Below are 14,684 nucleotides of genomic sequence, written 5' to 3' on the forward strand. Positions count from 1 at the left end.
ACAGCACCGGCACGGCCACGAGCACGGAGCACAGGGCCAGCGGAAGCCGCCCCGCCAGCAGCCCGACGACGACCGTGCCGACCGAAGTGCCCGCGTTCAGCGCGGTGTTGACCCAGGCCCCGGCCCGCCGACCGACCTTGCCGTACAACGGGGCCGGGGGCGACGCCCCTACCCCTCCGTCACTCCCGCCACCAGTTCGTCCGCCGCCGCGTACGGATCCAGCTCGCCCGCCACGATCCGCCCCGCCAACGCCTCCAGCCGCCGGTCCCCCCGCAAGTCACCGATCCGCTCCCGCAGAGCAGTCACCGCGATCGTCGACACCTCGTGCGCGGCCCGGGCCACCCGCCGCTCCGCCAGCACCCCCCGCTCCTCCATCCACGCGCGGTGCTTCTCCAGTGCCTCGACGACCTCCTCGACGCCCTCGCCCCGCGCCGCCACCGTCTTCACGATCGGCGGACGCCAGTCGCCAGGACCCCGGGACTCCCCCAGGCCCAGCATGTGGTTCAGCTCCCGGACCGTCGCGTCCGCGCCGTCCCGGTCCGCCTTGTTGACGACGTACACGTCACCGATCTCCAGGATCCCGGCCTTCGCGGCCTGGATCCCGTCGCCCATCCCGGGGGCCAGCAGCACCATCGAGGTGTCCGCCTGGGAGGCGATCTCCACCTCCGACTGTCCCACCCCCACCGTCTCCACCAGCACCACGTCGAAGCCCGCCGCGTCCAGCACCCGGATCGCCTGCGGCGCCGCCCACGCCAGCCCGCCCAGATGCCCGCGCGTGGCCATCGACCGGATGTACACCCCCGGGTCCGACGCGTGGTCGGCCATCCGGATCCGGTCCCCGAGGAGAGCGCCCCCGCTGAAGGGAGAGGACGGGTCCACGGCGAGCACCGCCACCCGCTTCCCGGCCCTGCGGTACGAGGCCACCAGCGCCGACGTCGACGTCGACTTGCCGACACCCGGCGATCCGGTCAGCCCGACCACGTACGCGTTGCCCGCCAGCGGCGCCAGCGCCGCCATCACCTCGCGCAGCTGCGGGGACGCCCCCTCGACCAGCGAGATCAGCCGGGCCACGGCCCTGGGCCGCCCTTCCCGGGCCTGTTCCACCAGCGTGGGGACGTCCTGCATCACAGCGCTCCGCTCACTAGCTCAGTACGTACGAGGAACGTACGAGGGACGTACGAGGGTTACTTGCCGGGCACGCGGACGATCAGCGCGTCGCCCTGACCGCCGCCTCCGCACAGCGCCGCCGCACCCACGCCGCCGCCGCGCCGCTTCAGCTCCAGGGCGAGGTGCAGGACGACCCGCGCGCCGGACATGCCGATGGGGTGGCCCAGGGCAATCGCGCCACCGTTGACGTTCACCTTTTCCGGGGACACCCCGAGGTCCTTCATTGACTGCACGGCGACCGCGGCGAACGCCTCGTTGATCTCGACCAGGTCGAGGTCGTCGACGCCGATGCCCTCCTTCTTCAGGGCGTGCGCGATCGCGTTCGAGGGCTGCGACTGGAGGGAGTTGTCCGGCCCGGCCACGTTCCCGTGCGCGCCGATCTCCGCGATCCAGTCCAGGCCCAGCTCCTCGGCCTTGGCCTTGCTCATGACGACCACGGCGGCCGCGCCGTCCGAGATCTGCGACGACGTACCGGCGGTGATCGTGCCGTCCTTGGCGAAGGCCGGGCGCAGCTTGCCGAGGGACTCGACCGTGGTCTCGGCCCGGATGCCCTCGTCCTGGGACACCAGGACCGGGTCGCCCTTGCGCTGCGGGACCTCGACCGGGGTGATCTCGGCCTCGAAGATCCCGTTCTTCTGGGCGGCGGCGGCACGCTGGTGCGACTGGGCGGCGAAGGCGTCCTGCGGGGCCCGGTCGATGCCCAGGCGGGTGTTGTGCTTCTCGGTGGACTCGCCCATCGGAATGTTCTCGAAGGAGTCGGTGAGTCCGTCGTACGCCATCGCGTCGAGCATCTCGATGGAGCCGTACTTGTAGCCCTCGCGGGACTTCGGCAGCAGGTGCGGGGCGTTCGTCATGGACTCCTGGCCGCCCGCGACCACGATGTCGAACTCGCCCGCGCGGATCAGCTGGTCCGCCAGCGCGATGGCGTCGAGGCCGGAGAGGCACACCTTGTTGATGGTGAGGGCCGGGACGTTCATCGGGATGCCCGCCTTGACGGCGGCCTGCCGGGCCGGGATCTGGCCCGCACCGGCCTGGAGCACCTGGCCCATGATCACGTACTGCACCTGGTCGCCGCCGATGCCCGCACGCTCGACGGCCGCCTTGATCGCGAAGCCGCCCAGGTCGGCTCCGGAGAAGGACTTCAGGGAGCCGAGGAGACGGCCCATGGGCGTCCGGGCGCCCGAGACGATGACAGAAGTGGTATCGGTCGTTCCAGACATGAGGCACGGCCCCTTGGGAGGTAGGGAGTGAACGAGGGTTTACTCGACGATACTGACGGCTCCCTCGCACGTCACCGGGGAGCCGGTGTGACGGCGCGCACGTTGCGTAACCGGTCCCAACCACGCTGCACTACAAGCATGCTGACGCGAATCGATCACATCGGAATTGCCTGCCACGACCTCGACAAGACCGTCGAGTTCTACCGGGCCACGTACGGCTTCGAGGTGCACCACTCCGAGATCAACGAGGAGCAGGGCGTCCGCGAGGCCATGATCAAGGTCAACGACGCCTCCGACGGCGGCGCCACCTACCTCCAGCTCCTCGAACCCACCCGCGAGGACAGCGCGGTCGGCAAGTGGCTGGCGAAGAACGGCGAGGGCGTCCACCACATCGCCTTCGGCACCGCCGACGTCGACGCGGACTCCGCCGACATCCGTGAGAAGGGCGTACGGGTGCTGTACGACGAGCCGCGCATCGGCTCCATGGGCTCCCGGATCACCTTCCTGCACCCCAAGGACTGCCACGGCGTCCTCACCGAACTGGTCACCGCCGCCCGGTCCCCTCGGGAGGGCGGCGAGGAGGGCAGTACGGAGGACCACTGACTCCCGCCCGACCCGGCCGGTAGAGTGGGCGATTCCGGGCCGGGGCCGGGAATCGGGCCTGCGACTTGTGGCCCGCTGTTGATCTGACACCATTCCCCGGGGGCCCGCCCGCTGTCAGGGTGGGGCCGTACGGAACGGACGGGCGCGGAACCACCGCGCGCGGAAGCGCCGTACGACCACGAACGTACGACAACAGAGTCACGACAGTCAGTTGCGACCAGGGGACGGATGGGACCGCGCAGTGCGGGGCTACGAACGCCAGGAGGGCCCTCTACGGGCTGAGTCCGACCATCTCTCGCGGTTCGAGGCCGAGATGGACCGGCTGAAGACCGAGCGGGAGAAGGCGGTCCAGCACGCCGAGGACCTCGGCTACCAGGTCGAGGTGCTGCGCGCCAAGTTGCACGAGGCGCGCCGCAACCTCGCGTCCCGGCCCGCCTACGACGCGGCGGACATCGGCTACCAGGCCGAGCAGTTGCTCCGCAACGCGCAGGTGCAGGCGGACCAGCTCCGCACCGACGCCGAGCGCGAGCTGCGCGACGCCCGCGCCCAGACGCAACGCATCCTCCAGGAGCACGCCGAGCACCAGGCAAGGCTCCAGGCGGAGTTGCACCAAGAAGCCGTCACGCGCCGTCAGCGCCTGGACCAGGAGCTGGCGGAGCGGCGGCAGACCGTCGAGTCGCACGTCAACGAGAACGTGGCGTGGGCCGAGCAGCTCCGCGCCCGTACGGAGGCGCAGGCCCGGCGGCTCATGGAGGAGTCCCGCGCCGAGGCCGAGCAGGCGCTCGCCGCCGCGCGCACCGAGGCCACCCGGGTCGCCGAGGAGGCCCGCCAGCGGCTCACCGCCGACTCCGAGGCCGCCCGCGCCGAGGCCGAGGCGACGCTGCTGCGCGCCCGCAAGGACGCCGAGCGCCTCCTGAACGCCGCGTCCACGCAGGCGCAGGAGGCCACCACCCACGCCGAGCAGCTCCGTACGACCACCACCACCGAGTCCGACGCGGCCCGCAAGCAGGCCGCGGAGATGTCCCGCACCGCCGAGGCGCGGATGCAGGAGGCCGAGACGGCGCTGCGCGAGGCGCGGCTCGAAGCGGAGAAGGTGCTCAGCGAGGCGAAGGAGGCCGCCGCCAAGCAGCTCTCCGGCGCGGAGTCCGTCAACGAGCAGCGCACCCGTACGGCGAAGACCGAGATCGCCCGCCTGGTCGGCGAGGCGACCAAGGAGTCCGAGTCGCTGAAGGCGGAGGCCGAGCAGGCGCTCGCCGACGCCCGCGCCGAGGCGGAGCGGCTGGTGAAGGAGGCCGCGGACAAGGCCCGTACCGCCGCGTCCGAGGACTCCGCCGCCCAGCTCGCGAAGGCCGCCCGTACGGCGGAGGAAATCCTCACCAAGGCGTCCGAGAACGCCCAGGAGACCACCCGCAAGGCCGCCGAGGAGGCGGAGCGCATCCGCCGCGAGGCCGAGGCCGAGGCGGAGCGGCTGCGCGGGGACGCCGCCGAGCAGGCCGACGAGCTCAAGGGCGCGGCCAAGGACGACACCAAGGAGTACCGGGCCAAGACGGTCGAGCTCCAGGAGGAGGCCCGGCGGCTGCGCGGCGAGGCCGAGCAGCTGCGCGCGGAGGCCGTCGCCGAGGGCGAGCGGATCCGTGGCGAGGCCCGCCGGGAGGCCGTCCAGCAGATCGAGGAGGCGGCCCGTACCGCCGAGGAACTGCTGACCAAGGCCCGCACCGACGCCGAGGAGCTGCGGGAGACCGCGGGCGCGGACGGCGAGCGGGTGCGCTCCGAGGCCACCGAGCGGGCGAACGCGCTGCGCAAGCAGGCCGAGGACGCGCTGGAGAGCGCGCACGCCGAGGTGGAGCGGCTGCGCGCCGAGACCCAGGAGCAGGCGGAGCAGACCCGCGACGCCGCCGAAACGGACGCACGGGCGCTGCGCGCGGACGCCGAGCGTGCCGTCGCCGCCCGGCAGGCCGAGGCGGGCGCGGAGATCGAGCGGCTGCGCGGCGAGGCCGAGCAGCGGCTCACCTCGTCCGAGGAGACCCTGCTCGGGGCGCGCGCGGAGGCCGAGCGGATCCGCCGCGAGACCGGCGAGGAGAGCGACCGGCTGCGCGCCGAGGCCGCCGAGCGGGCGCGGGCGTTGCAGGCGCAGGCCGAGGAGGAGGCGGAGCGGCTCCGTACGGAGGCCGCGTCCGACGCCGCGCAGTCGCGGGCCGAGGGCGAGTCCGTCGCCGTACGGCTGCGGAGCGAGGCTTCCGCCGAGGCCGAGCGGCTCAAGGCGGAGGCGCAGGAGAGCGCCGACCGGGTGCGCGCGGAGGCGGCTTCCGCTGCCGAGCGGGTGTCCGGTGAGGCGGCCGAGGCGCTGGCCGCCGCGCAGGAGGAAGCCGTACGACGTCGTCGTGAGGCCGAGGAGACGCTGACCGGCGCCCGCGAGGAGGCCGAGCGGGAGCGCGCCACGGCCCGCGAGCAGAGCGAGGAGCTTCTCGCGTCGGCCCGCAAGCGGGTCGAGGAGGCGCAGGCGGAGGCTCAGCGGCTCGTCGAGGACGCGGACCGGCGGGCGTCGGAGCTGGTGTCGGCGGCCGAGCAGACCGCGCAGCAGGTGCGGGACGCGGTGGCCGGGCTCCAGGAGCAGGCCGAGCAGGAGATCGCCGGGCTGCGCAACGCGGCCGAGCACGCGGCGGAGCGTACGACGACCGAGGCGCAGGAGGAGGCGGACCGGGTCCGCTCCGACGCGCACGCCGAGCGGGAGCGGGCCGCCGAGGACGCGGCCCGGATCCGCAGCCGCTCCCAGGAGGAGTCGGACGCCGCGAAGGCGCTCGCCGAGCGCACCGTGGGCGACGCCATCGCCGAGGCCGAGCGGGTGCGCACGGACGCGCAGGAGCGCGCCCAGCAGCTCCGTACCGAGGCGTCCGACGCCCTCGCGGCGGCCGAGGAGGCGGCGGCGAAGTCCCGCGCCGAGGCCCGTGACGACGCCAACCGGATCCGCAACGACGCGGCCGCCCAGGCGGACCTGCTGATCGGCGAGGCCCGCAGCGAGGCCGAGCGGATCGAGCGGGAAGCCGCGGAGGTACGCGACAAGGCCGACCAGGAAGCCACCCGGGCCGTCGCCGAGGCGACCGCGGAGGCCGAGCGGATCACCGCCCACGCGGCGGCCACGCTGAACACCGCCGAGCAGGAGGCGGAGCGGCTGCGCGCCGAGGCCGAGCAGGTCAAGGCGGACGGCGAGGCGCAGGCCGAGCAGTTGCGGGCGGCCGCCCGCGCGGACGGCGAGCAGGTGCTCGACGCGGCGCGCAAGGCCGCCGACAAGCGGCGTACGGACGCCGCCGAGCAGGTCGACACGCTCATCACGGAGGCCGCGGCCGAGGCCGACAAGCTGACCACCGAGGCCCTCCAGCAGGCGGAGAAGCTGGTCGCGGACGCGACGGGGAAGTCCGAGCAGCTGGTGTCGGACGCCACCGGCGAGGCCGAGCGGCTGCGTGCGGAGGCCGCCGACACGGTGGGCAGCGCCCAGCAGGCGGCCGAGCGGATCCGCGCCGATGCCGCCAAGCACCGCGAGGACACCGAGGCCGCCGCGGAGCAGCTGCGCAACGAGGCGCGTTCCGAGGCCGACCGGCTGCTCGACGAGGCCCGTGAGGCGGCGTCCAAGCGGCGCGCGGACGCGGCCCAGCAGGCGGACACGCTCGTCGCGAAGGCCCAGGAGGAGGCGCTGCGCGCCGCGACCCAGGCCGAGGAGCAGGCCGACACGATGGTCGGCGCGGCCCGCAAGGAGGCCGAGCGGCTGGTGTCGGAGTCGAAGGTCGAGGGCAACTCCCTGGTGGAGCAGGCCCGTACGGACGCCGACGAGCTGTTGATCGGGGCGCGCCGGGACGCGACCGCCATAAGGGAGCGGGCGGAGGAGCTGCGGTCCCGTCTGGAGGGCGAGATCGAGGAGCTGCACGAGCGTGCGCGCCGCGAGACCTCCGAGCAGATGAAGACCGCGGGCGAGCGCGTCGACAAGCTCATGAGGGCGGCGACCGAACAGCAGGCCGAAGCCGAGGCGAAGGCCAAGTCCATGGTGTCCGAGGCGAGTTCCGAGGCCGGGAAGGTCCGTATCGCGGCGGTCAAGAAGGCCGAGGCCCTGCTCAAGGAGGCCGAGACCAAGAAGGCCGAACTGGTCCGCGAGGCAACGAAGTTGAGGGACGAGGCGAAGGCCGAGGCGGACCGCATGGTCGCCGAGGGCAAGCGCGAGCTGGACGTCCTGGTGCGCAGGCGCGAGGACATTCAGGCCGAGATCTCCCGTGTCCAGGACGTGCTTGAGGCGTTGGAATCATTCGAGGCACCGTCCGGGGGCGGCAAGCCGGCCGGCGGCTCGGGTTCGGGCGGCGTCAAGGCCGGGGCGGCGGCGGGCGGGACTCGATCGGGTGGCAAGTCCTCGGACGGCTAGCGGGAATCCCGGTGCGATCGCGGGCGGCGGGCGGCACGCATGGTGCGGCTCGTCGCGGGAAGTCGGTATGGATGTCACGGACGGGTCGGCAGACCATTTCCGTGACGGAAGGGCCACTTGTGATTGAGCTGTGATTCCAGACAGGTTTGACGAGGTGTTCATCCGTGCGGGTGGCAAGCAGCTCGACGGGTTGCCACTCAAAAGGAGGGTCATTCTCCCGATCAAACCGGCAATGGCTCGATGACACGCCGCTAAGGCCCCTAGGATTCCCCCTATCACCTCACCGGTCTCATTCGACAGGAACCTCATGAGCGACACTTCCGCCTCCCCCTACGGCTTCGAGCAGGTGCGGCGTGGTTACGACCGCGGTCAGGTGGACGACCGCATCGCCAAGCTGCTCGCCGACCGTGACAGCGCGCTTGCCCGGATCACCTCGCTGGAGAAGCGCATCGAGGAGCTCCACCTCGAAACGCAGAACGCACAGGCCCAGGTGAACGACGCCGAGCCGTCGTACGCCGGTCTCGGTGCCCGCGTCGAGAAGATCCTCCGTCTTGCCGAGGAGGAGGCGAAGGACCTGCGTGAGGAGGCCCGTCGCGCCGCCGAGCAGCACCGCGAGCTGGCCGAGTCGGCCGCCCAGCAGGTGCGCAACGACGCCGAGTCGTTCGCGGCGGAGCGCAAGGCGAAGGCCGAGGACGAGGGCGTCCGGATCGTCGAGAAGGCGAAGGGCGACTCCGCCCAGCTGCGCTCCGAGGCGCAGAAGGACGCGCAGTCCAAGCGCGAGGAGGCCGACGCCCTCTTCGAGGAGACCCGCGCCAAGGCCGCCCAGGCCGCCGCGGACTTCGAGACGAACCTGGCCAAGCGCCGCGAGCAGTCGGAGCGCGACCTGGCCTCGCGTCAGGCGAAGGCGGAGAAGCGTCTCGCGGAGATCGAGCACCGGGCGGAGCAGCTGCGCCTGGAGGCCGAGAAGCTGCGTACGGACGCGGAGCGCCGGGCCCGTCAGACGGTGGAGACGGCACAGCGCCAGGCCGAGGACATCGTGGCCGACGCGAACGCCAAGGCCGACCGGATCCGCAGCGAGTCCGAGCGCGAGCTGGCGGCGCTCACCAACCGCCGCGACTCGATCAACGCCCAGCTGACCAACGTCCGCGAGATGCTGGCGACGCTGACCGGTGCGGCCGTGGCCGCCGCCGGTGCCCCGGTGGACGACGAGCCGATCTCCCGTGGAGTCCCGGCCCAGCAGTCCCGCTAGCACGACCGCTTAGTACGAGAATGGGCGGCTCCGGGCCCCGTTCGCAGGGCTCAGCAGCCTCCGCAGTACCGCGCAGCACCCCGTGCAGCCCCCCGTCACGTTTTCCGGTGGCGGGGGGCTTCGCGCGCCCTTAGCGTGGCCGCAAGACGGAGGTGTCTCCATGATCGACGTAGCGGGGCTGAGCAAGCGGTACGGGTCGAAACTGGCCGTGGACGACCTCACCTTCCAGGTGCGTCCGGGCATCGTCACCGGGTTCCTGGGACCGAACGGCGCGGGCAAGTCGACGACGATGCGCATGATGCTGGACCTGGACCGGCCGACGGCGGGCGGTGTCCGCATCGACGGGAAGCGCTACACCGAGCTGAAGGACCCGCTGAGGTACGTGGGCGCCCTGCTGGACGCCAAGGCGCTGCACGGCGGCAGGAGCGCGTACAACCACCTCCTGTGCCTGGCGCAGAGCAACGGCATCCCCGCGTCCCGGGTGGGTGAGGTGCTGGACACCGTGGGCCTGACCTCCGTGGCGAAGAAGCGCTCCAAGGGCTTCTCGCTGGGCATGGGGCAGCGCCTGGGCATCGCGGGCGCGCTGCTGGGCGACCCGGAGATCCTGATGTTCGACGAGCCGGTGAACGGGCTGGACCCCGAGGGCATCCACTGGATCCGCAATCTGATGAAGTCGCTGGCCTCCCAGGGCCGTACGGTCTTCGTCTCCTCGCACCTGATGAGCGAGATGGCGCTGACCGCCGACCACCTGGTGGTCATCGGGCAGGGCAGGTTGCTCGCGGACACCTCGATGGCGGACTTCATCCGGACCAACTCGCGTTCGTACGTACGGCTGCGCAGCCCGCAGCAGGAGCGCCTGCGGGACGTGCTGCACGAGGCCGGGATCACGGTGGTGGAGAACGGCAACGGCACGCTGGAGGTCGACGGGGTCGGTTCGGAGCAGCTCGGCGAGCTGGCGGCGCGGCATCAGCTGGTGCTGCACGAGCTGAGTCCGCAGCAGGCTTCGCTGGAAGAGGCGTTCATGCAGCTCACCGCCGGGTCGGTCGAGTACCACGCCCATTCCGGGCCGCCCGACGAACCGCGCTGGGGCCAGGCCGGAACGCTCGGAGGGGAGGAGTGACATGGCGGTCGCCCAGGTGTTGACGTCGGAATGGACCAAGATCAAATCTGTGCGTTCCACCGTGTGGACGCTCGGAATGGCCTTCGTTTTCACGGTCGCCCTCGGATTGCTGATCAGCCTGCTGTCCAAGGACCAGTTCACGCAGATGAACGCGCGGGAACGGCAGTTCATCGATCCGACGATGACGAGTTTCGCGGGGACGGGTCTCGGCCAGCTCGCAATGATCGTTTTCGGAGTACTGGTCGTCGGCAACGAATACAGCACCGGAATGATCCGCACTTCCCTCGCGGCGGTGCCCCGGCGCGGCGCTTTCCTGTTCAGCAAGATCGGAATTGCGACGCTGCTGGCTTTCCTGGTGGCGCTGGTGACGAGCTTCGTCACGTTCTTCGCCGGACAGGCCGCGCTGGGCGGGTTCAAGGCGTCGATCGGCGACCCGGGGGTGCTGCGGGCGGTGTTCGGCGGCGCGCTCTACATGACGCTGATCGCGGTCTTCGCGATGGGCGTGGCGACGGTCCTGCGCTCGCCGATGCTGTCGCTGGGCATCCTGATGCCGGTCTTCTTCCTGATCGCGCCGATCCTGGGCGGGGTGGAGGCCACCCGGAAGATCGCGCAGTACCTCCCCGACCAGGCGGGCATCAAGATCATGCAGGTGGTCGCGCCGGAGAACGACGTGGCTCCGTACGGCCCGTGGGGCGGCCTGGGGATCCTGGTGGCCTGGACGGCGCTGGCGGTGCTCTGCGGCTGGCTGGTGCTGAAGAACCGCGACGCGTAAGACCCTTGACGCGTAGGACCCTCAGGGGTGGTGCGGCCCGTGCCCGTAAGGGGTGGCGGGCCGCACCCGTACGGGACGCGGAGTCCCGCCCGTAGGGGATGCACGACCCGCGCCCGTAGGGGACGCGCGACCCGCGCCCGTCCGAACAGTCGTTCTTGGTCGGAACCGGTCGTCGGTGGTTAAGCTCCTCATGCTTACGGGGGCAAAAGGGATCACCGCATGACCGGCGCGTGATCGTGGCCCCGACGATCTGTCGATGGGGCTGGAGAATGATCGAGGCAGTCGGCCTGACGAAGCGCTACGGCGCCAAGACGGCCGTGTACAACCTTTCCTTCCAGGTGCGGCCGGGTGCCGTGACCGGGTTCCTGGGGCCCAACGGCTCCGGGAAGTCCACCACCATGCGCATGATCCTCGGACTCGACCGTCCCACGTCCGGACACGTCACCATCGGCGGCCACGCCTTCCGCGACCTGCCCAACGCGCCCCGCCAGGTCGGCGCGCTGCTCGACGCGAAGGCCGTACACGGCGGGCGCAGCGCCCGCAACCACCTGCTCTCCCTGGCCCAGCTCTCCGGCATCCCGGCCGGCCGGGTCGACGAGGTGCTGGGCGTCGTCGGCCTCCAGGAGGTCGCCCGCCGCCGTTCCAACGGCTTCTCGCTCGGCATGGGCCAGCGGCTCGGCATCGCCGCGGCCCTGCTCGGCGACCCGCAGGTGCTGCTCTTCGACGAGCCGGTCAACGGCCTCGACCCCGAGGGCATCCTGTGGGTGCGCAACCTGATGAAGATGCTGGCCGCCGAGGGCCGTACGGTCTTCGTCTCCTCGCACCTGATGAGCGAGATGGCGCTGACCGCCGAGCACCTGATCGTGATCGGCCGGGGCCAACTGCTCGCCGACATGAGCGTCAAGGACTTCATCGCCGCCAACTCCGCCGGGTTCGCCCGGGTCCGCACCCCGCAGACCGAGCCCGCGCAGCGGGAGAAGCTGACCTCCGTACTCACCGAGGCGGGCGGCCGGGTGATGCCGGAGCAGGACGGCGCGCTGCGCGTGACGGGGCTGCCCCTCCCCCGGATCTCCGACCTCGCGCACGAGGCGGACGTACGCCTGTGGGAACTGGCGCCGCACCAGGCGTCGCTGGAGGAGGCGTACATGCGGATGACGCAGGGCGCGGTCGACTACCGCTCCACCGACGACCAGCTCGCGGGCTTCGCCCCGCCGCAGCCGCCGGGCGGTGCGCTGCCCGGCGGTGCCCTGCCGGGTGCGCAGACCGCCGTCGTGCAGACCCCGCCGCAGCAGGGCTGGTACGCGCCGCCGCCCCCGCAGCCGGGCGTGCCGCACCCGGGCGTGCCGGGGTCGGGTGCGACCGCTCCGGTACCGGCGGCGGACAACCCGTACGCACGGCCCACCGCACCGGCCGAGGCAGCCCAGGCCCCGACCCCGGCCCAGGCCCCGACCCCGGCCCCGGCCCCGCCTCCGGCCGACCTGACCAAGAGCGACGCAGACACCACCACCCCCGAGGACGCCCGATGACGACCCCCTCGACCCCGCACGCGCAGCCGTTCCCCCAGCCGGGCCCGCAGGGGGCCGTCTCCGCGCCCGAGCAGCACTGGCCCGGTGGCGGGCAGCAGCCCGGTTACCTCTCCCCCGTGCCGCAGCGGCGGGCGACCCTCGCGGACGCGCTCGCCTCGGAGTGGACGAAGATCCGTTCCGTGCGCTCCACCCTGTGGAACTTCGGCGTGCTGCTCGCGCTGATCCTCGGCATCGGCGCACTGATCACCGCCGCACTGTCCAGCAACGACGTGCCCCAGGACCAGTCGCCGCTGTCGCTCGGCTTCATCGGCGTGCTGCTCGGCATCATGCCGGTGATGACCCTCGGCGTGATGACGATCGCCTCCGAGTACGGCACGGGCATGATCCGTACGACGCTCACCGCCTGCCCGAGCCGGGCGCGCGTGCTGGCGGCGAAGGCGATCGTCTTCGCGGTGCTCACCTTCGTGGTGACCCTGGTGGCCACCACGCTCGCCTCCGCCCTGCTGGCGGGTGCGCTCGGCGGCCGGAGCAGCACCGCCCTGTGGCTGTGGACGACCGTGGGCGTCAGTGCGTACGTCGCTCTGATCGGCCTCTTCGCGCTGGCGATCGGCACGCTGCTGCGGCACTCGGCGGGCGCGATCACGCTGATGATCGGCTTCGTGCTGCTGCCGCTGGTGACGGCGCTGTTCCTGGCCGCGACGCCGCTGGGCGAGGTGCAGAACTTCCTGCTGGAGTACTCGATCCCCAGTCAGCTCGGCGTCTTCTACGGCACGCCGATGGTCGACGGCGCTCCCGGCGGCTGGGAGGCCCTGGGCATCATGGGCGGGCTGACGGCCGTCTTCCTGGGGCTGGCGTTCTACGTGCAGGACCGGCGCGACGTCTGACGCACACACGCACGGACGGCCGGACGGCCGGACGGGACACCGCGTACGGACGGCGCACGGTCCCGGCTCAGTGCCGGGGCGCGTTCCTGGACCGCTGCACCTTCGTGGTGCGGCGGTCCTTCGCGTTCCAGCACGCCTTGTGCCAGTGCCTGCGGTCGTCGACGCCGCCGTAGTCGGGCCAGGCCACCAGGTGCGGGACGCCGGAGGGGATCTCCTGGTCGCAGCCGGGGCAGCGGTAGCGCTTGCCCTGGGCACTGGCCCCGCTGACCTGCCGCACGAGCCACTCCTCGCCCTGCCACGTCTCGGTGCTCTGCAGTCCGAAGCGGTCCGGTGAGTCACCGCCGCCCCCGCTGCTCGCGGTCGGACTCATCCCGCCTCGGGGGCGGTTGCGGCGCGGGGACACGTAGCACCTCATGGGACTGGACGGGCAGGTTTCCTCCAGCCTAGGCCCAACCGGCGGGGGTAGGCGTACCACTGAAGTGGGTACTCCGGTACTCCCGGCGCACAGGTAGCCGGAAAATCACAAGAACTTTGCGCAGGCCCGTGCCTTTGGCACTTGTCAGACGTTAATGCCAGTGGGGGATCGCCGAATCGGAGTCTGTTCGACAGGCTGAAGGAGGCAGAGGGCGATGCACATTGGAGCTTTCGTACTGGCGGCCCAGTTCCCAGGCCAGGGTCAGGGGGAGACGCTGCACCGGGCGGTGCGGACGGCCGAGGTCGCGGAGGAGGCGGGGCTCGACGCGGTCTGGCTGGCCGAGCACCACTTCGTTCCGTACGGCGTGTGTCCGTCCGCCGTGACGCTGGCCGCGCTGATGCTCGGCCGCACCCGCCGCATCCGGGTCGGCACGGCGGTGACGGTGCTGCCGACCGCGCACCCGGTCAACGTGGCGGAGCAGGCGGCCCTGTTGCACCTGACCTCGGGCGGGCGCTTCTCGCTCGGGCTGGGGCGCGGTGGGCCCTGGGTCGACCTGGAGGTCTTCGGCAGCGGGCTCAAGGCGTACGAGGAGGGCTTCCCGGAGGCCCTGGACCTCGTACTGCGCTGGCTGCGCGAGTCCCGCGTGGGGGCGGAGGGCGAGCGGTACCGCTTCCGCGAAGTGGCCGTCGTACCGCGCCCCGACGAGCAGTTGGAGGGTGCGCCGGGTCCCGAGGTGGTCGTCGCGTGCACCTCGCCGAAGAGCGTGAAGCTGGCCGCCGAGCGCGGGCTGCCGATGCTGCTCGGCATGCACTGCGGGGACGAGGACAAGGCGGAGATGACCGCCCTGTGGCGGCGCTGCGCGCGCGAGGTGGGCCGCAGCGCCGAGGAGATCGCGCTCGTGGGACATGTCTCGGCGGGGGTCGTCCAGATCGCCGACAGCACGGCGGACGCCCGCGAGATCCTCACCAAGTCGATGCCCGGCTGGCTGAAACAGGGTCTCGACGCGCACGTCACCGTAGATGGACGGCACCGGGTGATGCGGGACCCGGTGGCGTACACCGAGAAGCTGTGCGCACTACACCCGGTGGGCACGCCGCAGTTGGCGGCGGACCGGCTCGCGGCCACCGCGGAGAGGACCGGCATCACGCGGTTCGCGCTGCTGACCGAGGGCTCGGGCGACCTCGCCGGGACGGAGGAGAACGTCAGGCGGCTGGGCACCGAGGTGCGGTCCCTGCTCAGCTGACGGGGCGAGGTACGGGATCTGTTCGCGTGAGGCGGCGGCGCGCCGGCGGTCGCACGCGCGAGGCAGTGGTTCGTACTGAA

11 protein-coding genes are annotated in these 14,684 nt (G+C 72.1%); 8 read left to right on the forward strand and 3 right to left on the reverse strand.

The window, feature by feature from the left end; genetic code table 11:
• Window positions 1-168: 168 nt before the first annotated feature.
• Both meaB and OG897_RS22210 read right to left on the reverse strand, forming a co-directional pair.
• The gene (meaB, locus tag OG897_RS22205) at window positions 169-1,125 is read right to left on the reverse strand and encodes a methylmalonyl Co-A mutase-associated GTPase MeaB (protein ID WP_266658940.1); all 957 of its coding nucleotides are present in this window, start codon (window positions 1,123-1,125) and stop codon (window positions 169-171) included.
• A gap of 59 nt (window positions 1,126-1,184) precedes the next feature.
• Window positions 1,185-2,387, reverse strand: coding sequence for an acetyl-CoA C-acetyltransferase (locus OG897_RS22210; protein ID WP_266658941.1), 1,203 nt, complete (start codon window positions 2,385-2,387; stop codon window positions 1,185-1,187).
• Window positions 2,388-2,525: 138 nt separating this feature from the next.
• On the opposite strand from OG897_RS22210, the gene mce reads away from it, so the two are divergent.
• The 7 genes from mce (at window position 2,526) to OG897_RS22245 (ending at window position 12,946) form a co-directional block, all read left to right on the forward strand.
• Entirely contained in the window at window positions 2,526-2,990 is a 465-nt protein-coding gene (gene mce / locus OG897_RS22215; RefSeq protein ID WP_266658942.1) for a methylmalonyl-CoA epimerase, read from the forward strand.
• 241 nt (window positions 2,991-3,231) lie between these two features.
• Window positions 3,232-7,395 carry a polarized growth protein Scy gene (gene scy / locus OG897_RS22220; RefSeq protein WP_266658943.1) on the forward strand — a complete coding sequence of 1,388 codons (4,164 nt, stop codon included), beginning with the start codon at window positions 3,232-3,234 and terminating at the stop codon, window positions 7,393-7,395.
• Between the two features lie 307 nt (window positions 7,396-7,702).
• A complete protein-coding gene (locus OG897_RS22225; RefSeq protein WP_189826712.1) occupies window positions 7,703-8,644 on the forward strand; it encodes a cellulose-binding protein in 942 nt (313 codons plus the stop codon).
• Window positions 8,645-8,804: 160 nt separating this feature from the next.
• A complete protein-coding gene (locus tag OG897_RS22230; RefSeq protein WP_266658944.1) occupies window positions 8,805-9,764 on the forward strand; it encodes an ATP-binding cassette domain-containing protein in 960 nt (319 codons plus the stop codon).
• Window position 9,765: 1 nt separating this feature from the next.
• Entirely contained in the window at window positions 9,766-10,536 is a 771-nt protein-coding gene (locus OG897_RS22235; RefSeq protein ID WP_266658945.1) for an ABC transporter permease, read from the forward strand.
• 269 nt (window positions 10,537-10,805) lie between these two features.
• The gene (locus OG897_RS22240) at window positions 10,806-12,062 is read left to right on the forward strand and encodes an ATP-binding cassette domain-containing protein (protein WP_266658946.1); all 1,257 of its coding nucleotides are present in this window, start codon (window positions 10,806-10,808) and stop codon (window positions 12,060-12,062) included.
• Window positions 12,059-12,946 carry an ABC transporter permease subunit gene (locus OG897_RS22245; RefSeq protein ID WP_266658947.1) on the forward strand — a complete coding sequence of 296 codons (888 nt, stop codon included), beginning with the start codon at window positions 12,059-12,061 and terminating at the stop codon, window positions 12,944-12,946. Before OG897_RS22240 ends, OG897_RS22245 begins: the two co-directional genes overlap by 4 nt.
• A 67-nt stretch (window positions 12,947-13,013) precedes the next feature.
• On the opposite strand, the gene OG897_RS22250 is transcribed toward OG897_RS22245, so the two are convergent.
• Window positions 13,014-13,349, reverse strand: a complete 336-nt coding sequence (locus tag OG897_RS22250; protein WP_266658948.1) for an ATP/GTP-binding protein — start codon at window positions 13,347-13,349, stop codon at window positions 13,014-13,016.
• A 226-nt stretch (window positions 13,350-13,575) separates the two neighbouring features.
• Between OG897_RS22250 and OG897_RS22255 the strand changes: the two genes are divergently transcribed.
• Window positions 13,576-14,604, forward strand: a complete 1,029-nt coding sequence (locus OG897_RS22255) for an LLM class flavin-dependent oxidoreductase (protein ID WP_266658949.1) — start codon at window positions 13,576-13,578, stop codon at window positions 14,602-14,604.
• Window positions 14,605-14,684: the final 80 nt, after the last annotated feature.

Source organism: Streptomyces sp. NBC_00237 (assembly GCF_026342435.1).
In the GTDB taxonomy this organism is placed as follows: Bacteria; Actinomycetota; Actinomycetes; order Streptomycetales; family Streptomycetaceae; genus Streptomyces.